The sequence below is a fragment of the Pseudoalteromonas denitrificans DSM 6059 genome, assembly GCF_900112265.1.
GTDB classification, from domain to species: domain Bacteria; phylum Pseudomonadota; class Gammaproteobacteria; order Enterobacterales; family Alteromonadaceae; genus Pseudoalteromonas; species Pseudoalteromonas denitrificans.
The window spans coordinates 156,772-176,917 of record NZ_FOLO01000007.1; the positions used below are offsets into that span (position 1 = coordinate 156,772).

Below are 20,146 nucleotides of genomic sequence, written 5' to 3' on the forward strand. Positions count from 1 at the left end.
AGCAAATAGTGGTAATATCCTTACCACTATTTGTCACTCCTTTTTGCTTATTTTTTATCAATGTTTCCCCTTGGTCATACAGTAATTTTAACCACAACTTGACCACTACATACACTAATATATCGAGTTTCAGTTAATAAATCTTTCAATTTTAATAATTTAATTTCCCTCCATTATTAATGAAAACTTGATATTCATTCCAAACATCATCAACACTGCGATTAAGTACTTGTTGAAAAGCATTTTCAAAAGACCAAGTATAATTCGTTAAATCTTTAGCTGTTTTATTAAACTTATAAATAAAATTAGGATCAATTCTGTCTACAACATAATGTAAAAAGAATCCTGTTGTTGTATAGCCAGCTAACCATTTTTTAGGATTGTTTACATCTGGCTGACGCGTCTTATGAAAACCCGCACCAATTCGAACACCATCAGCTAGTCCTTCAGTATATGCCCAGTATGATTTTCCGTCGCCATAGCCATCATGGGTTAACGGAGAATTGTTATAGCCATGCGTTACTTCATGAAAAAGTATGCCACTAATTTCATCACTTATCGCGGAGTCAGAGTTACCACCTTCACGATAAAGTTTTTCTAGATGTGTCGTACTTACTGCAATCGTCATTTCACCAGAACCATCTTGCCCTGTTTTATATGCCACAAACTCATTGCCTTGAAAATCTAAGGCCCTTAATTCAAATCTTAAATTTTTAAAGCGATTTGATTGTAAAGGATCGCGATAAAGTATTTTTGCAACATCAATGCATCTCTTAGCCATATGTGATGCGGGGTTTTGTAATATTCGATTTACTAATTTTGAGCCTTGAGTCTCAGGGTTCATATCAACAAACGTCACTAGAGGTGCAATCCAATCACCAGATGGCGGTTCAATGATGGGATCATTTATATTTATGTTATAAGTAATATTGTTATAGGCATAAACTGAAACATACACATCATTACCTGATAATTCACAACGCTCAGTTGATGTAGCATTTGCATCAATACAATCATAGTGTGCTCTGGTCGCTTTACTACCCCGCCTCATATATAAATCGGTATCTCCAGATCCGGTTGTTTTTGCCGTTATTTTGCTATTTACAGTATCAAAAGGCCCATAATGCTTCCAGATCCCTTTTGAAAGTGAAGCACTATCAAATAATGGCAAAGTATTTGGATTATTTTGTGTTTCAAATTGAATTTCAGACAATTGCAGATAACTGCCACCATTGTTACTTGTAACATTTAGTCTAACTTGGTTAAAACTGAGAATATTATTTAAAGAATATAATTTAGACTGTTTACGCGCAGAAAATGATTCTGATGTACGAGAATCAAGATGCACCCAGTTTATCCCATCATTTGTGCCCTGTAATTGCCAGTTTTTTGGATCTCTACTAGCAGCATCATTGCCAGAAGTCAGTGTATAACCCGTTACCAATGTCGGCTTATCAAACATATAACTGATCCAGCCTTTTTCAGAGAATGTAAGCCATTTAGTATCATAAGACTTATCAAAAGCATGCAAAGCAGTCTCATAAGGAACATTCTCACCAGAGCTAGTCACTTGAGTTTGCGCATTTACATGTGGTATTACACAAAAAACACAGATGTTTGATATCACTGCTGTTTTAATGAAGCTATTTAATTTTTTGTATTTATATTGTTTCGTCATGGTTATTTAATCCTGTTGATTTAAATTAATGGAACGTTCCAGTTTTTATATGAATTTAAATATCTAAGCTTTCATATTTGACACTAAGGTATAACAGCTCAGAATAGGAACGTTCCAATAACAATATATTAACATTTAAAATAATCAAGACTTATAAAGAAATAAATTTAGCCCGAAGTACTAAAAGGTCATAAAAATAAACTTAATCAGGTTTATTTAAATTCATTTACATATGAATTGATAATGATTATCATAATCAATTATAAAAGTTTTCATTTTCAGTTATATGTCTATTAGCAAGCCCCATGTATTACAGTTATTTCAAAAAGAATACCAAAACTTATTTAAATTCATTAAGTACAAAGTTAAGTGTCCCGATTTAACCTTTGATTTGCTTCAAGATCTCTACCTAAAACTACAATCAATACCTGTTAAAAAAGAAATTTCTAACCCAAAGGGTTATTTAAATACCGCAGCACGTAATTTGATTATTGATAATAGTAGGAAACCCTATCAAGTTTTAGAAACAGGTTTAGATGATAAAATTGATCAAGCAATATGTAATCAATCTTCACCTGAGCAAAGTGCTATCAATCAAAATATGATTGAACAACTGAATATTGCGCTTTCACAACTACCTCATGAAAAACAAGACTTACTCACATTAAGTCGCGTATATGGTTGGACTAATACGCAAATTGCAAAACATAAAAACAAATCATTAAGCTGGGTTGAAAAAAACTTAGCGCTATCACTCATTATGTGCAGTGAAATTGCACAGGAGCAAAATAAAAATGGACAATAATGCTTCCCATATCAAGCTAGAAGCTGCCCAATGGATTGTAAAATATAATATAAAATCACTTTCAAACAAACCAGAATTTATAGCTTGGCTAAATACTTCACCAGAGCATAAACACACTTTTGAAACACTGACTCTGAACTGGCAAGCACTTGAAAAAATAGAGAGAAACAATTTAAATAATAGTGCTAAAAACATACAAAACATCACCGCTATTTCATTTAACAACCAAACAAAAAAAATAAATAAATCTTTTAAAAAATTTAGTTATTTCGCTTTGGTAGCAAGTATATTTTTATTTTCGTTTATTTATTTCAATCATGATGCCCAAAGCTTCTCTCACGTTTATAAAACACCTACCGCTAAACAAGCCAATTATATTTTACCTGATGGGAGCACGCTTTGGCTTAATGCTAAAAGCGAGGTGAGCATTCACTTTAGTCAAAACAAACGTCAAATAGCCATCATTAAAGGTGATGCACATTTTAAAGTAAGTAAAGATAAAAAAAGACCTTTTATCGTGAGTTATGGTGAACATAGATTTACAGCTTTGGGCACCGCATTTACAGTTAACACTAGGCCATACGTACAACTAGCGGTTACAGAGCATAAAGTAAAATTAAGTTACAGACATACAAATAAAATTATCCGTGAAGGGTATACCAGTGAATTTAATGACAGATGGCAAATGGCTAAGGTTACTCAATCACAAGAGAATTGGACAGATACGAAATTAAATTTTAAGGGCCGCCCCTTAAAAGACGTGCTTACGCAAATACAGCCCTATGTTAGTGAAAAAATAAAATTGGTTGATCGCACACAGGCTAATGAATTGATTTCTGGCTCTGTAAACTTAAAAAAACCTCATCAAGCACTAAAATTAATAACAAGTGGTTTAGATTTAAAAATAACCTTTAAAAACAATGAAATAAAAATATTTTGATCGTATTTTAAAATTTTTTAAAACTGAATTAAAAATTAAATTTATTTTTTTATAAAACTTTTACGGTATTTTCATTTTTACATCGTCCTTATTGGTAATGAATATAATTATCACTTACATTACTATCAGAGAGATGTTGATCCATGCTTGGTAAAACTACATTTAAAATTAGCACACTGGCGTTAGCCATTTCTATTTCAAGTTCAGTTGTAGCACTTGAACAAAGTAAAACGATTTCTATTAAACAGCAATCTTTATCGAATGCATTAACGAGTCTAGCAAAACAAACTGATATCCAAATTTTTGCACGAGATAAAGTCATTAATGGATTAAATGTAGGTGCCGTAGATCAAGCAAAGTCTGTTAAAGAGGCTTTAGTGCAACTTTTGAAAAATACGAACTTAGAAGCACATTGGATATCTGATACCGACGTTGTCATTAAACATAAAAAACAAAATATTAAAGCTCACAGTATTGTTAAACCAAGCAATAATTTAGTCAGAAATAATAAGTCTCTTGAACATATCAGTATTTATGGAAGACATAATAAATTAATTTTAGAATCTGGTACTGCAACAAAGTCCAACATGAGTTTAATGGAAACACCTGCAGCAATCGTTGTTGTTGACAAATTTTTGCTGGATGAACAATCAACCTCTACATTACAAGATAGCTTAAGAAATATTAGTGGTTTAACACATTCAGGTAACAACTATGGGATCGGCGATAATTTAATCATTAGAGGGTTAGGTGCTAATTATATTTATGATGGCATGTATGGTGGTGCAGGATTAGGCAATAGTTACAACCCAACAAGGTCAACCACAAACGTTGAAAGCATTGAAGTGCTTAAAGGACCTGCTACAGGTTTATATGGCACAGGTTCAGCGGGAGGTGTGATAAACCTAGTAGAAAAAAAACCCCTTGATAAGCCTTTTTATCAAGTAAAGGCAACTGTAGGTCAATGGGATAATCATAGCATGATGTTGGATGCGACTTCGGCGATTAATGACTCAATGGCTTATCGTTTTGTCGCAAATATTGAAGAAACAGATGGCTATCGAAGTTTAAGTTCAGCACGAAATGAAATGTATGCCTCGTTACGTTTAAATTTACCACAAGATCAAGAGTTAATATTTTCAACTGCTTTTATTGATGATAAAAATCAAGTTGACTCAATTGGCCACCCAGTTAGAATTTTAAATTTAGATAGCATTAATGCCAACCCTGGTGAAATTACATGGCAAGATTTAATAAACGATAGTGATTCAGACAACGACAAAATTATTGGACTACAACTTAGCGATGCACAAAGGCAAGATTTAGCAAACTCTTTAAACCCGAATGATGGTTTAAAACCCTATGATTTAGGCAGCCAAGGGTTAATATCACCTATGTCAAAACCAAATGAAGGGAAAGAGCTTAGATTAAAGGTCAGTCATACAATTGACTTTTCAAATGACACATCATTACATCAACAAGTTCAGTTTAGAGATTATGATACTGACTTTATTCGTCAAACGGGTGCCTTTAACTATGTTTACTGGGATCGCAATGGCGAAATAAATGCAAACCCTCGTGCACCTTTAGTCATAGATAATATAATTTACCCTTTTTCAGCTAGGCGTCAGCAATACCGTAGAAGCGATGCAAGTGAAACAAGCTGGCAGTATTTCGCTGATTTTAGTACAAGTTGGTCACTTGGAAGATTTGAAGGTGAGCATTTAGCAAGTGCTAATTATGAAAAACGCTCAATGGAAGTCAAGAGTTGGAGTTTAAGTGATGCTGACGCTAACTCCTCAAGTGATCCCCTTCCCTACATTTTTGATATCCGTAACCCTAATTGGCCAACAAAAAGTTTTATGGCATCCGACCCAACCCTCACTGCAAATTATGATTCATCAGTAACTTCTTATGGTGTGAGTTTTCAGGAAGTACTTTATTTTAATGATATATTAACTGGTCGTTTTGGACTTGCACATTCAAAAATAGAGCAGACTTATCAGCACAAAGGCACACCTAAACGACCAGATATAGCTCAAGAAGAAGATTATTCAGACTCTGGCATTACTTTTAATTTTGGCCTGAACTATCGCTTAACCGATGAGTTTGCTTCTTTTGTTAATTACTCTAAAGGGCGTACTGCTTCTAGTATTTTAGGTTTTAGTGATATACCTGATTCTGAGTCAAAGTCGTTTGATTTAGGCATACGTTTTACTGCATTTGATGAAGAACTACTGGCTTCTTTGATTTATTTTGAAACACGTAAAACGAATATTAATCGCGCACACCCATTATATAACGATGACCCAAAAGACACTGATTACAACATTAGTGTGCCGAAATATGTTTTTGACAATGAAGATAATACCCAAGGTTATGAGTTTGATATGAATATGGCGCTTAATGATGTCTGGTCTATGAATTTTAATGCGACATATCAAGATGCAATTGAAATTAGAAATCAAAATGACACTCCTGAGTCAGGCCAAAGAAAAGGCATTCCTAAAAAGTTTGCCAGTATTTGGACGAGTTACTCACATTCAATCAGTGAATTGAATAATCCAATAAAATTTAGTTTAGGTATCACTTATACAGGCCAAAGAAGCATTAATTCTAACGCCTTTGGTTTACCTGACTCAACCATTGATAGCTATACAGTACTTGATGCAGCCATTAGTTATGATGTAGAAAACTGGAATATACAGTTAAATTTGCGCAATCTAACTGATGAAACTTATTATGCAAAAGCTTTGTTTATTGGTGGGTTACCTGGCGATAGCCGTAATGCAAAACTGACTGCTAGATATACTTTTTAGCGCAATCACTTTAATGCGCTCACAACCCACAAAACCAATCAGATATTAGCCTGATTGGTTTTGTTATTTCTTACTCTTTTTGGAGTTTATTAATTAATAATGCACTACCGTTTAAATATTACTTCTCGCGCCCTAGCCGCTATTTTTGGTGGGTATGCTTTTGCAGTTGCCAGTAGCTTTGCGTTGGTGCCCATATTGATGCTTTTTTTTAGCCTTGTAAAATCTGATGCTGTATACCTGGCAACTATGTTGAGTTATATATTTTATTTTGCAGCGATTATTTTTAGTTTTTGTAGATCAAGTATTTTATTAGTATGCAGAGATATGACGCTTGCTTGTGGCGTTTTATATTTAGTACACCTTGGAGCAAGTACATTATGAAGCCTGATTTTAGAAGAAATATGATTTGGTTACATACATATAGTGGTTTGCTCATAGGTTGGTTATTATTCGCTATTTTTGTTACTGGCACATTAAGTTATTTTACACCTGAAATAAGCCAATGGATGAAGCCTGAGCTAGGTAGTCAAACAACTTCAAATAAGTTAATCAACAAATCATTACAAATGTTAAAGCAAAAATCAGATAAATCAGAACGTTGGCAAATTAACTTACCAACTCAACGCAGTAATCAATTTACATTATCTTGGTGGATTAAAGAAAATAATAAAACAAAGCGTAACGTTGTCACTTTAAATAGCCAAACTTTCAATGAAATACATGTAAGAGATACACATGGCGGTAATTTTTTTAGAACCTTTCATTACACATTAGAGCTTCGCCAATACGGTGGTCGTTATTTTGCGGGTATCGCAGCTATGGTAATGCTAATAGGTATTTTCACCGGTATTTTTACACACAGACGTTTTTTCCAAGATTTTTTCACAATTCGCGTTAAAAAATTAATGAAAACAGTGACTGATCTTCATGCAATTGTAGGTGTGATCACATTGCCATTTTGTTTTGTGATTAGTTTTAGCGCCTTATTAATTTATATCAGTTTGTATATGCCTTGGAGTGCCGAACATCATTTTGATAATGGTTATCGTGAACTTAATTCAAAAGTAACAACTTCTTTACCTAAGTTGATTAGTGCGAATAAAACTGTTGAACCGCTTATAGATTTAGAGCCTATTTTAGCTAAAGTAGAAAAAGCATGGCCTGAACATTCAGCCATTACACACCTTATTTATGAACGACCATTTGATTTAAATGGTCGTATAGTCATTTATCGACAAGCAAAAATGTCACTTTCAAATAAAAGTGAAATTCTCGCATTTAACGCCAAAAGTGGTGAGTTACTTGAGGCTATAGCACCAGAACGAACCGCACGTATGATCCGTAGAATATTTTATGGTTTACACGAAGCCCATTTTGCCCAACCCGTTTTACGTTGGTTACTCTTTTTTATGGGTGTCGCTAGTTGTATATTGATAGGTAGTGGGCTCATAATTTGGTTAAAAAAACGTTTAGACAAACTAAAACAACGACATTTTGGCCATACCTTAGTAGAACGCCTCAATATCGCTGGAATTTGTGGGTTAATATTAGCTGTCGTCAGCTATTTCTACGCCAACAGGTTAATTCCCATAAATTTAGAGTCACGCGCGGTACTCGAAGTTAATGTATTTTTATTCGTTTGGTTTGCGTCTTTTATCTACAGCTTCTTACGTCCAGCTTTAAAAGCATGGCTTGAGTTGTTATTCCTAAACGGTATCGCTTTTTTAATGTTACCAATATTAGACTTGGTCATTAACCCCCACTGGTTAATACAGGCAATTGAATATAAAAACATGGCATATATTGGATTTAATTTAGCTTTAATCATTTCAGGTGGTATTTGCTTAATGTTTTATTATTGGCTTAGAAAAACTGACTTAAAAACGCATATAAAAATTAATAATACTAACCATGAAGAGCAGATTTTATGTTGATCAGTTTTATAATTCAGTTTAGCGCTTTATGGTTTTTATCTCAGGCTCAAAAGAAACACTTTAAGCTGGTATTCAATATTCCCTTTACAACATATATTGAAAAAAAATTTAAAGGGCTAGGATGGATATTATTACTATTATCCTATGGCGTGGCGTTAATTTTTGAAAATATACCTATGGCAAGTGTTTATTGGTTATCCTTTTTATCATTAAATATTTTAAGCGTTACTATTTTTAACTCTTTTTATGCATATAAATTCAAAAAAGTGTAAAACTTAAAAATAACCACATTAGCAGAGTTTGTTCATTAGTCTAATGTTGTTAGGTTAACATTAATTTATGGGGTTATAGTTCTCATTATATCACCTACGTTTTGTGTACTTTGTGCATAAATAACATTATCACTATTAATATCAAAGTCTGAAAAATTATCTAAGTGCTTTTTTTTGATGACTGTTTTGGTTGTAAAATCGTAATAAGTTAAATATTTATCACCGGGTTTAGATTGACATATTAAACCTTGCTCTGTCGCTATTAGGTTGAGTTTACGATTAATAAAAGTGGGACTGCAAAATAGCTCTGTTTTTTCAAATAGGCCATCAAGATGTGATTGCACCATAATTTGAGATTTTTCTTTTTCAAAAAAGTAATAGCTTTGATTGCTGTTAGCAAACAAACCAGCTTTAAGGTTTTCATCTAAACGCGTCAATAAATCTTGGCTAAGATCATAACGCATAACCTGCCAAGTAGAATTATTAATAACGGATAAAAGTAAGCTCTGCTCATTTCCCCATGTCACGCCTCGTATGCCTTTATTTTTAATCGAAAGCTCTGTCATTTTTTCTAATTTAAAATCATAAATATAAATTTCATTATTAGCCACAATAAGTAACTGCTGATCATTTGGTGAGAAACTTAATTGATATAGCTTAATTGCATTATTAAATTGACTGATTTTCACAGTATTTTGTTTATTAAAATTACCAAGGTAAACTTCAGCTTTATTAGAGCGCTTTGAAACAAAAGCATAGCTTTTATTATCCTTTGCTAGCGCGGGTAAATAATCCATAACACTAGAGTTACCTTTTAATAAAGTAATGTCTGTGTGACTTTTCTGAGTTAGTTCAAGCGATTTACGATATATATCTCTGTTGATTAAATATGCACTAAATAAAAAATCTTTCCCATTAGGCATTCTTTTTAAATGCGTCACACGTGTAGGGCTACTGGCAACTATGGCTAATTTTTTTCCTGCGATATTACTTTGCCATAGTTGATAAGCAGGATGTGGTGATGGATGGATTAAACTTTCATTATCATGGTGCCAAACAACAGAGCGCATTAAATAATTTAGCTCGCCAGTTGCTGTTAAATGAGATTTTGTTAATTCAAGAGTATAGATTCTAGTTTTTGGTGCATACTCGCTATTGAGTATGACTAGTTTTTTACCATCTGGTGATACATTAAATTGATAATTACCAAGCCCTATATTATTAGGCTGCTGTATAAGCTCTTGAGTATAATTGTTTAAATCAACTCTGAATATCTGATAACCCGCTGTTACCGATTGTTTATTATTATAATAAAGAAACTTACCATCGCTAGAAAACTGATAAATTGGAGAACTCTCCTGGTTACATTTAGCAAGCGTTGTCCAGGTGGTGCTATTTTGAATATTATAAAATGGTGCACTTACTATTTTACATTCACTAGCGGTTTGATAAAGAAAAGCCAGAGTCTCCCCTTTGGGTGACCAAACAGGCTTGCTAATATTAGCATCTGCATGCTTTATTACTTTCGAGTTTTTATCATGTTGGTTTTCAATTTTGATATATTTAAAACCGCTTAATACATCAACCTGAACATATGCCAGCTCACCCATATCAAAAGACATTGCAGGAAACCATTCAACACCGGTAGATCTGGTTAGCGGTGATATTTCTTTCGCTTTTAAGGTTGAAAATTTAGGGAGGTCATTGAGTTTAAATAAAGAAATGATAAAAAGTATGAATAAAATAAAACCACTAAAAACAACCAGCTTCCTTGATGGTATCTTTAATAGTCGCAAACTTGAGCCACCCGTGTTTTGCGTCTCAATTAGATCCTTCTCTTCATTTTGACTTAATTGCGCTGAAGAGAGAAACCTAGCCTGCATTTGATAACCTTTGCGAGGTATCGTAACAATAAAGTGAGGTGATTTTGAGTCATCGCCAAGTGCTTTTCTGACTTTCACTAAAGTACGGCTAATCGTATTGTCGTTAACTAAAGTACCAGCCCATACTTGAGCCATCAACTCATCTTTACTGATCAAGCGTTCACTATTACGACAAAAAAAAAGCAACAATGCATATACTTTAGGTTCTAAAGCAATGGCTTGTTCATCACGAAATAATAATTGATTTTGTGTATCTATACTGATGTTTTTCGAATATAAGTAACGCACACAGCCTCTTTTAAATTAACATAACTCAGGCTTATCTTACCTTAGTTATAGAGGATAATTAAGCCTAGCGGATTAATTACTCGAAAATCAGCCATTACCACAAACTAATTAATCAATTGATATTAAAGTACTTATTCTTTAATTTCGCTTTAGTCACACATTAGTCATAACTTAGTCACTGTTTTTCCCTGTATTTTCATTCAAAATTCACGACTTTTTATTTTAACTTAGGTAATTTTTATTGCACCTAAATAGCGGCCTAACAAAACAGGGTTAAGCCTTTAAAATGAGAGTGAAAATGCCACTTTATAATTTACTAAAAACATCCATATCAAAAAAAACGATACAACTTATACTGGTTTTCATTAGTATTTTATTTATGAATACGAGTTGGTCAAAAAATACTTCATTAACTACTCAACACAAAAAAGTATTGTTTATTGTCTCAAGCGATAAACATGGTTACTTTATGTCTGAAGTTGTTGAACCTTATCAGCTTTTACAAGATGCAGGTTTTGTTATCGATATTGCAAGCCCTAAAGGTGGGCAAGGAAAACGCTCAGGAATGGGAAGATTAAACAACAAACAAGTTAAGTGGTTAAATCAATCTACATTAGCAAAACAACTAAAAAACACAATTCCTTTAAAAAAAGTTAATACGCACAATTATTCTGCAGTCTATTTTTCCGGTGGCTCTGGACCTATGTTTGACTTATCTAATAATACACAGGCTCAAGAAATAACACGGAAAATATACCAAAATGGCGGCATTGTTGCAGCTGATTGCCATGGACCTGTAGCTTTAGTAAACGTTAAGCTTTCAAATGGTCAATTACTTATCGCAGGTAAAAAAGTAACAGGCAAAGCGAATACTGAAGAAGGTAGATGGGGTAGAAAAAACTATCCATTTTTACTTGAAGACAAATTAATACAAGCAGGTGCACTTTATAGTAGTGGTCCTAATAATCTTGTTCATGTTGTAGAAGATGAACGCCTGATCACTGCACAAAACCCTGCCTCTGCTATTTTAATGACAGAAAAACTGATAAATCAATTGAAAACGCAATAACTTAAGCACGTACATATTCTTAAATGATGGGGAGAGCTGTTAAAGCTATTTTCCCTATCATTATTAACAACATTGCTTTTTATCATCACCCAGCAACAAAATGACTAAAATGTTTAACGACCAAGGTAAAATTAATTTATATTAATCATTTTTACTCGCTTTAATATAAGCCAAGTGAGTTTCCTTTCTCGTCAATATGCCCCCTAAAAACTCCACCAGCAAGATAGTCATTGAACTTATATTTAGAGTGTATATTAACAAAAGTTCAAAGACATCAGAGGAATCTTTATTAGAGCACATAGCAAGTCAGCAATAGACTCACAACTAATACATACAGAGAAAAATAAAGACATTCATTTGTGCTGTAATCTTAATATTAATAATTTGCACACTATAAGAAAAAATTAATTTAATGAAGAGCGCATAAATTATATTTAGTGCATTATTTACATTTCTTCTTAATCTAAAATTAGCGCGGTCAAAATACATTTTAACTGCGAAACCTGTAAGCCTTGCTTCTATATCATTATTTGACCCCATATGACTTTGTCTAACAAAAGTATATTTATCAAATTATTTGGCTTGCCCTCTCCATCTGATAAATTTAAGAAAATACATATGTAGGGTGTGCAAAATCAGATACTGAATATCATAAGCGATTGCTGTATTATTACACTTAGACTATCAAGATATTTAAGAACCAAAATGGCAATGCAACAATTCGATCGTGAGCAAACAATCCCGCATATAAATGTAACTGAAAGTAATACATCAACTTCATTAAAGCAAAGTGCACCTCTTAATCATGAAATAGATAAAGCTTCATCTAAAATAGTGCTTGCTACGATCAATGCAAAGTATATTCATGCTAGTCTAGGTTTACGCTATCTTTACGCTAATTTAAAAGAATTACAAAATAACTGTGAAATAAAAGAGTTTGTTATTCAAACTCGTCCAATTGATATTGTTGAAAAAATATTAGAATCAAAACCAACAATTGTTGGTTTTGGTGTTTATATTTGGAACATAATAGAAACGACAAATGTAGTGAGTTTACTTAAAGTAATCGCCCCTGAAATTAAAATTGTTTTAGGCGGACCTGAAGTAAGCTATGAATCAGAGCAACAAGCCATTGTTGAGTCTGCCGATTATGTATTAACAGGTGCAGCAGAAGTGAGTTTTTACAACTTATGTAAAGACATTTTAAATCAAGCCGAACCTGAGCAAAAAATCCTCATATCTAAACCCGTAGAATTAAAAGATCTTGTATTACCTTATGAATATTATAGTGATGAAGATTTAAAGAATCGTTTACTTTATGTTGAAGCGTCTCGTGGTTGCCCATTTAAATGTGAATTTTGTTTGTCATCATTAGACACTGCATCAAATCCATTTGAGTTAACGCTATTTCTTGAGCAAATGGAAATTCTTTATCAACGTGGTGCCAGAAACTTTAAATTTATTGATAGAACCTTTAATTTAAATATTAAAACCACGATGCAAATTATGCAGTTTTTCTTAGATAAGAAGAATGATGAGCTTTACCTGCACTTTGAAGTTGTACCTGATCATTTACCTCGAAAGTTAAAAGAAGTATTAACTCAATTTCCTGAGGGCAGCTTGCAATTTGAAATAGGGATCCAAACTTTTGATCAGCAAGTACAAACAAATATTAGCCGTAAACAAAATAACCCTAAATCAAAAGAAAATTTAATTTGGCTAAAAGAGCATACCCATGCCCATATTCATGCAGACTTAATTTTTGGTTTACCAGGTGAAACATTTGAGTCATTTGGAGATAGCTTTAACCAACTTTACGACTGTAACCCCCATGAGATTCAATTAGGTATTTTAAAACGCCTTAAAGGCAGCCCTATTATTAGGCACACAGAAGCATTTGACTTACGTTTTAACCCATTGCCGCCATTTAATATATTAAGTACTGATCGTGTTAATTTTGCAACGATGCAACTTATTAATCGCTTTGCAAGATATTGGGACATGATAGGTAACTCTGGACGTTTTAAATATGTACTGCCCGAGATATTAGAAGATAATCCATTTGATAACTTTATGGCTCTGACAAATTGGCTCTTTGAGGAAACAGGACAAACACATCAAATCAACCTTAAAAGACTCTATGAACTATTGTCACAAGCAGTAGAAGCTTTATTTCCAGAGAAGCATCAACTTGTTATTTCAAAAATTGAATTAGACTACACAGCCTCTAAATTAAAAAGCCGTTTTGATACTCTAAATCTTTATGCGGGTCAAAAGAAAGAGTCAAAAAGCCAGATTAATTTTGTGCAAAGACAAACGCGCCATATGAGCTAAAGCGTAATTTGTGTTACCCTTAAGTATCTAACTTTAAGGGCGACACATGATGTGACTTGCGCTATAAGTTGGCATAAAGTTACATCTCCTGCTTTTATTTAATTTTTAGTTCTAAAAAATTGAAACTTGCAATACTGCAATCTTGTTTCAAAAAATTTAGCAACAGCCCTAAAGCGCATATTCGAGCCTCTTTTTTGGTTTTTCGTTAAGTTTTCAAGGAGATTACCACAGTACGGTTCAATTTTTGTTCACCAAGTACAGGTAAATCGGCTCCTTTGATGAATATTATTGTTATAAGTTTTATATTTATCATTGTAATAGACTAATTGTCTACGCCACTGCAATTTTAGCCTGGTTATCATTTCCAAAATTAATTGATAAATAAAAACTCATCCTTTCTGAGAACGCTTTTACAAATAACAAACCGAAAAATATTACATTTATGCAAAATCCCCCATCATCGAGTTGATATTAATTAGTGTAATATTTATTTGTACCTGCTATCGTGTTCCCGTTTTAGTCACTAAAGTAGCTATACGGTACTTTTTTGCTAAAGGTGAGTGATTGTTTTTACTAAAGACATCAGGAAAACGTAAGTGATACGGGAAATCAAAAAAACTAATCTGCCAATATTTTGTTGATTATTGTGTGATGGTCATGCGCTTAAAGTAGCACAATATCCTAAGCTCTTTCGGCTACAAATTTGATAAACACCATAATGAGCAATTAAATAAGAGAGCTGGTTATTGATTAATTCAGGTTAAACATATCCCTGTTTTACCTAAATTCTATTTATATAGAGATAAAAATGAAAAATGAAAATTTTACAAAACAATGTAAATTACTAATGTCATTGCTGGTGAGCGCTTTATTACTCAATCCAGTATCGGCCGATGAAACTTGTATGTCACCTTACATGGCTAAAATTATTGGTCAGGAAGATTTTGTTTATATATGGACTCTGGGGGTTGAAGGCATAGGTGACGGACAAGACAAGATGGTAACCGTTGATGTTAATCCGAATTCTGCTACGTATGGCAAAGTGATTAACTCAGAATCAGTTGGTGGCAGAAATGAAGCACATCATTCTGGTTTTACAGACGATCGAAAGTATTTATGGGCTGCAGGGTTAGATTCAAATAAAATTTTTATTTTTGATGTTCATACCGATCCTGCTAAAGCAACATTAGTTAAAACAATTGATGATTTTGTTACTAAAAGTGGCGGAGTTGTCGGTCCTCATACAACTTATGCATTACCTGGCAGAATGCTGATCACCGCGCTGTCTAACCATAAAGATCATGGCGGCAGAACAGCATTAGTGGAATATACCAATCATGGTGAATATATAGCCACTTACTGGATGCCAACCGATGATAATTTACAGGGTGCTATTAAATCGGGGAATTATGCCGACGGATATGGTTATGATATCAGAGCCTTACCACGTCGTAATGTCATGTTAACCTCATCTTTCACTGGTTGGTCAAACTATATGAAAGATTTTGGTGAGGTGTTAGCCGATCCCGAAGCAATGAAACGTTTTGGTAATACTATGGCCATCTGGGATCTGCATACTCGCAAACCAAAACAGATATTAGATGTTCCTGGGGCACCTCTGGAAATAAGGTGTGCATGGGGTGCTGAAAATAATTATTGTTTTACGACAACAGCATTAACCTCGCAAATTGTCCTACTCGAAGAAACCGATAAAGGTGACTGGAAAGCGACAATCGTTGCTGATATAGGTAAGCCTGAAGACGTGCCAATACCCGTTGCTTTTTCTATTAGCAGTGATGATTCCATGTTGTGGATCAATACTTTTATGGATGGCACAACCCGAGGATTTGATATCACAGATCCCCATCACCCTAAGCAGGTCTACGAGAAAATAATTGGTACACAAGTAAATATGGTGTCTTCTAGCTGGGATGGAAAACGTTTATATCATACCTCCTCTTTACTCGCCAACTGGGATAAGAAAGAAGCTGACAATGAGCAGTTTTTCAAATTATTTCACTGGGATGGCAAGGAAATGACGGAACAATTTAATATAGATTTTTATGCTGAAAAATTAGGTCGAGCACATCAGATGCGATTTGGTGCATATTCTTTATATGGAAAACGACCTGTTGAAAAGCCAATAAAGACAGCCAGCTTAACGGTTAAACCTTAACTATCAGTAATTAAAACATCCATACAACAACAGAATTAAGGAAATATACCTTGAAATTTAGTATGCCATATTCCACCGCTAAGTTCTTATTTTTAGCACTGTTTGCCAGCAGTTTGTCTACTGGAGCAGCTGGTAAGGTTAAGCCTGAGGTGAAAATGTTCGCGCCTGGATATGGCGAGCTAGACTTTAAAGCACCCGAAGCTGGTAGCTATCAGTTACCTGTTTTGGCGAATGCTCATAACGCAGAAGTATTGAATACAGAGGGTGAATTTGTCGAATTTCATCAATTATTTAAAGGTAAGTATACGTTATTAAGTTTTATGTACGGCCGCTGTAATGATGTTAATGGTTGTCCGCTTACCTATGTAGTATTTAACCGGATACGACATATGGCTCGCAAAGATCCTGAGATTAATAATAATCTCAGGTTTATCAGCATGAGTTTTGATCCTGACAATGATACCCCACAAATAATTAAAGCTATGAGTGATGCTTTGCAAGGACATAGCGCACATAATAAACATAACGAATCTAGTACCCATGGCGGGCAACGGATGAAACATCATAAAAATATTGAATGGCTTTATTTAACCGCCGAATCTCAGGAAAGCTTAACGCCAATTTTACAGAATTATAACCAGGCTGTGTTGCGACAACCAGATAGCGATGGTAACCAAGGTGGTAATTTTTCGCATATTTTACGAGTCTACCTGATAGATCCACAAAATAAAATTCGCAATATATATAGCGTTTCATTTTTACACCCTGACATTATCATTAACGATGTAAAAACATTATTAATGGCAAAAACACAAAATAAAACGAACATTCAACATACGTTGCAAAATAAACAGAGAAATACCCGCTTAGGTCCTAGTGATCATAAAGGTAATTATCACTCTAAAAACTACAAAACCAGATCAGCCAGTGTTAGCTCTCAAACAGGAGATGAAACTAACCTGTTAAAACTGTTCAATAGCCCTCCTTTAGGTTTACCCAAAGCTACAGTGCCTGCAGATAATACCATGACAGCAGATAAAATTAAGCTAGGTAAAAAGCTATTTTTTGATCGACGTCTATCGCTTAACAATACACTCTCCTGCGCTATGTGTCATATACCCGACCAAGGGTTTACGAACAACGAAGTTAAAACACCTGTCGGTTTTGAAGGGCGTTCATTACGCCGCAATGCACCGTCATTATATAACAGCGCCTACTTCGATAAATTGCATCACGATGCACGAGAAACCTCATTAGAGAATCAAATTTGGCTGCCATTGATGGCCGATAATGAAATGGCAATGCCCTCGATTGGCATGGTGACAAAAAAATTATTGGCTTTAGATGATTACCAAGGGGTATTTGAAAAAGCATTCAATGGCAAACCTGCCAGTATGTTGACCATAGGTCAGGCGATTGCGAGTTATGAACGCACTCTGCTCTCTGGAAATTCATCATTTGACCGATGGTACTTTGCCAAGGAAGAGCATGCCATTTCAGCAAGTGCCAAGCGTGGTTTTAACCTATTTAAAGGCAAAGCACAGTGCATTAGCTGCCATACAGTAGCAAAAGATCATGCCTTGTTTACTGATCAAAAATTACATAATACAGGTATAGGCTGGCGAGCTTCTATGGGGAAAACGGCTAAAACTCAGAAGGTTCAGGTTGCGCCTGGTCGATATATTTCAATTAAGCAGTCACTTATTAAATCAGTAGGCCATGGTCCGATTTCTGATCTAGGATATTATGAAATTACCCAAAATCCGGCAGATCGTTGGAAATACCGTACTCCGAGTTTACGAAATGTCTCCTTAACAGCGCCTTACATGCATGATGGTTCATTAAGCACGCTAACAGATGTGGTGAAATTTTATGACCAAGGAGGGGTTAAAAATATAACCCAGTCACCTTTGATCCAGCCATTAAATTTAACTTCATCAGAGTCCGAAGACTTAGTCGCTTTTTTAACAACTCTCACGGGCAGCAATATTGAAACCTTAATATCAGATGCATTGGCAACGCCTATTGGTGATACACACTCATTATAATCAAAAATAGGATCAACTAATGCGATTATTCATGACATTATGCTTGCTACTGAGCTCATTTATAGCGAGTACAAGTGAATTAATGTCAGCTATAAAACCTGTGAAACAAGCGGCTGTATTAAGGTTACCTGATACTAAAGGGGAAGTAATTAGCTTGGCCAATTATAAAGGCAAGTATGTGTTAGTTAATTTCTGGGCTTATTGGTGTGGTCCATGTATTAAAGAATTTCCGGCAATGGAAAATTTGTATCAGGCGTTAAAACCCCAAGGTCTAGAGATACTGGCAGTTCATGTCGGGCCCTTTGAAAGTGCTGGTGCCGACTTTTTAAAAAGTACAACCACTTCTTTTAAAGTCTTGATAGATAAAAATACTGAGCTCAAAAAATGGAAAGTACCGGCATTACCTTGGAGCTACCTGATTGACCCGCAAGGAAAACTGGTTTATCAGGCTATAGGCTCTAAAACATGGGATATAGAAACCATGAAAAAACTGATGAGAAATTAATACAATTAATATAATCTCAAGTGATTAAGTTGCAAGTAAAGCTGCTATATCTTCACCTATATTATGAAATAATTCAGACTGAAAGAACTATATTGCGAACGAAGTGTTCATCCTACGAAAATTTATTAGCAACCGCTACAGACTCAAAAAACCTAATGAAGATTACTCCTTACGGAAAATTTCATTTCAGGACTTTAAAACTGATTGCGTCTGGTAAATATTCAAAATGAAAGCAAGTATCGTATTCTTAAATATAATTCTACTGTGAAAGTGCTTTTCATTTTTTGACTGGCAAAATTAAAAATATTTTTTACACGAGAGTGTTTTAGATTTCATCGGTACATAACATACCTTACTTTATGCAATGACTGTATATAAACTTAATCTATGACAACTTAGAGTGAAAATCAGGGTAACTTACAAGCTGACATAAAGTAAAAAAAAATCAATTACTTAAAGCCAAGCCTTCACCATAAGATGACATAGGTATGAACTAAGAAATGACATAACCTTACCCATTTACACTATTAGTTGGCATAAAGTTACGACTAAACTAAATATTTAAAATTAAACTAACAATACTATCTAACAGGTCGAAGTTTAAATACCTCATCGCAACTTAGCGCCTTGAGTGCAATTGCTCAAACTCAAGTCACTCAGATAAAATATTACAACTTCTACCTATTAAAGCATTGATCCCATTAAAAATAATATCGAGAGATTCGTCAATGTCATCAACATTTAACTTACCAGTACTGTCGCAACTCATTGAGAAAGAGAAACCATGTAAATAATCAGCAAGTAAATTCAAAGCAGCTTTTTCTATTGATACGTTCATATTCAGCTCCTTTATGATAATTTTAAACCTACTTATAAAAACGTTAGCTGGGCTTATTGATTTCATAGTCAACAAAGTTTGCAATAGCCCATCATACTTGCTTAAAAGCGCTATATAGCTCTTAGAAAGTTTGCGTAATTCAACCTCCCACTCTAAGGTTTTTTGTGGTTGATATATCTCTGAAATTAAAGATGTTGTTAGCGCTTCTAACAATACATTTTTATTTTTAAAATAATAATAAATAGCCATAGCATCAATATTAAGCTGTGAAGACAGTGAACGAATACTGGGTATTTTTCCGCCATCTATCATCAGCTTCTTAGCTGTTTCTATAATCAATTTTTTGCTCAATGTATTTGAGTCTTTTTGAGGTCGGCCTCTTTTTTTAGTCGTCATAATTTTTATTTAATTTATGTAACCTGAATTCTGGATAAGAAGTGAACTTATTGCCCACCTAGCGATCAGATCTTTCGACCAAGAACGATTTGAAAGCATAACGGTGGGCAGATGAATAAACTAATTGAAATTTTTTGCGATGTCGATGATTTTTGTCATCA

14 protein-coding genes are annotated in these 20,146 nt (G+C 34.1%); 11 read left to right on the top strand and 3 right to left on the bottom strand.

What is annotated here, in order from left to right; translation table 11 throughout:
• Positions 1-151: 151 nt before the first annotated feature.
• Positions 152-1,678, bottom strand: a complete 1,527-nt coding sequence (locus BM088_RS07165) for a basic secretory protein-like protein (protein ID WP_091982280.1) — start codon at positions 1,676-1,678, stop codon at positions 152-154.
• Positions 1,679-1,964: 286 nt separating this feature from the next.
• Between BM088_RS07165 and BM088_RS07170 the strand changes: the two genes are divergently transcribed.
• The 6 genes from BM088_RS07170 to BM088_RS28085 all read left to right on the top strand — a co-directional run bounded on the left by BM088_RS07170 (position 1,965) and on the right by BM088_RS28085 (position 8,448).
• A complete protein-coding gene (locus tag BM088_RS07170) occupies positions 1,965-2,483 on the top strand; it encodes an RNA polymerase sigma factor (protein ID WP_091982282.1) in 519 nt (172 codons plus the stop codon).
• Positions 2,473-3,423 (top strand): FecR family protein, encoded by a 951-nt coding sequence (locus BM088_RS07175; protein ID WP_091982284.1) that lies wholly within the window; start codon positions 2,473-2,475, stop codon positions 3,421-3,423. The genes BM088_RS07170 and BM088_RS07175 overlap by 11 nt, the downstream gene beginning before the upstream one ends.
• Positions 3,424-3,566: 143 nt before the next feature.
• Positions 3,567-6,242 (top strand): TonB-dependent receptor, encoded by a 2,676-nt coding sequence (locus BM088_RS07180; protein WP_091982286.1) that lies wholly within the window; start codon positions 3,567-3,569, stop codon positions 6,240-6,242.
• Positions 6,243-6,341: 99 nt separating this feature from the next.
• Positions 6,342-6,623 (top strand): hypothetical protein, encoded by a 282-nt coding sequence (locus tag BM088_RS07185; RefSeq protein ID WP_091982288.1) that lies wholly within the window; start codon positions 6,342-6,344, stop codon positions 6,621-6,623.
• The gene (locus tag BM088_RS07190) at positions 6,620-8,176 is read left to right on the top strand and encodes a PepSY-associated TM helix domain-containing protein (RefSeq protein ID WP_091982290.1); all 1,557 of its coding nucleotides are present in this window, start codon (positions 6,620-6,622) and stop codon (positions 8,174-8,176) included. The genes BM088_RS07185 and BM088_RS07190 overlap by 4 nt, the downstream gene beginning before the upstream one ends.
• Positions 8,170-8,448 (top strand): DUF3325 domain-containing protein, encoded by a 279-nt coding sequence (locus BM088_RS28085; protein ID WP_091982291.1) that lies wholly within the window; start codon positions 8,170-8,172, stop codon positions 8,446-8,448. The genes BM088_RS07190 and BM088_RS28085 overlap by 7 nt, the downstream gene beginning before the upstream one ends.
• A 65-nt stretch (positions 8,449-8,513) precedes the next feature.
• Here BM088_RS28085 and BM088_RS07200 read toward each other — a convergent pair whose 3' ends face one another.
• Positions 8,514-10,619, bottom strand: coding sequence for a winged helix-turn-helix domain-containing protein (locus BM088_RS07200; RefSeq protein ID WP_091982293.1), 2,106 nt, complete (start codon positions 10,617-10,619; stop codon positions 8,514-8,516).
• Positions 10,620-10,917: 298 nt separating this feature from the next.
• Between BM088_RS07200 and BM088_RS07205 the strand changes: the two genes are divergently transcribed.
• From BM088_RS07205 to BM088_RS07230, 5 genes are all read left to right on the top strand, one after another.
• Entirely contained in the window at positions 10,918-11,688 is a 771-nt protein-coding gene (locus BM088_RS07205; protein ID WP_177207973.1) for a type 1 glutamine amidotransferase domain-containing protein, read from the top strand.
• Between the two features lie 705 nt (positions 11,689-12,393).
• The gene (locus BM088_RS07215; RefSeq protein ID WP_091982298.1) at positions 12,394-14,022 is read left to right on the top strand and encodes a B12-binding domain-containing radical SAM protein; all 1,629 of its coding nucleotides are present in this window, start codon (positions 12,394-12,396) and stop codon (positions 14,020-14,022) included.
• An 808-nt stretch (positions 14,023-14,830) separates the two neighbouring features.
• On the top strand, positions 14,831-16,198 hold the full coding sequence (gene mtoX / locus BM088_RS07220) for a methanethiol oxidase (protein ID WP_091982299.1): 1,368 nt from the start codon (positions 14,831-14,833) through the stop codon (positions 16,196-16,198).
• A 50-nt stretch (positions 16,199-16,248) separates the two neighbouring features.
• A complete protein-coding gene (locus BM088_RS07225) occupies positions 16,249-18,246 on the top strand; it encodes a cytochrome c peroxidase (protein WP_218156469.1) in 1,998 nt (665 codons plus the stop codon).
• 19 nt (positions 18,247-18,265) lie between these two features.
• On the top strand, positions 18,266-18,751 hold the full coding sequence (locus BM088_RS07230; protein ID WP_091982303.1) for a TlpA disulfide reductase family protein: 486 nt from the start codon (positions 18,266-18,268) through the stop codon (positions 18,749-18,751).
• A 652-nt stretch (positions 18,752-19,403) separates the two neighbouring features.
• On the opposite strand, the gene BM088_RS07235 is transcribed toward BM088_RS07230, so the two are convergent.
• Positions 19,404-19,985 (bottom strand): TetR/AcrR family transcriptional regulator, encoded by a 582-nt coding sequence (locus tag BM088_RS07235; RefSeq protein WP_091982305.1) that lies wholly within the window; start codon positions 19,983-19,985, stop codon positions 19,404-19,406.
• Positions 19,986-20,146: the final 161 nt, after the last annotated feature.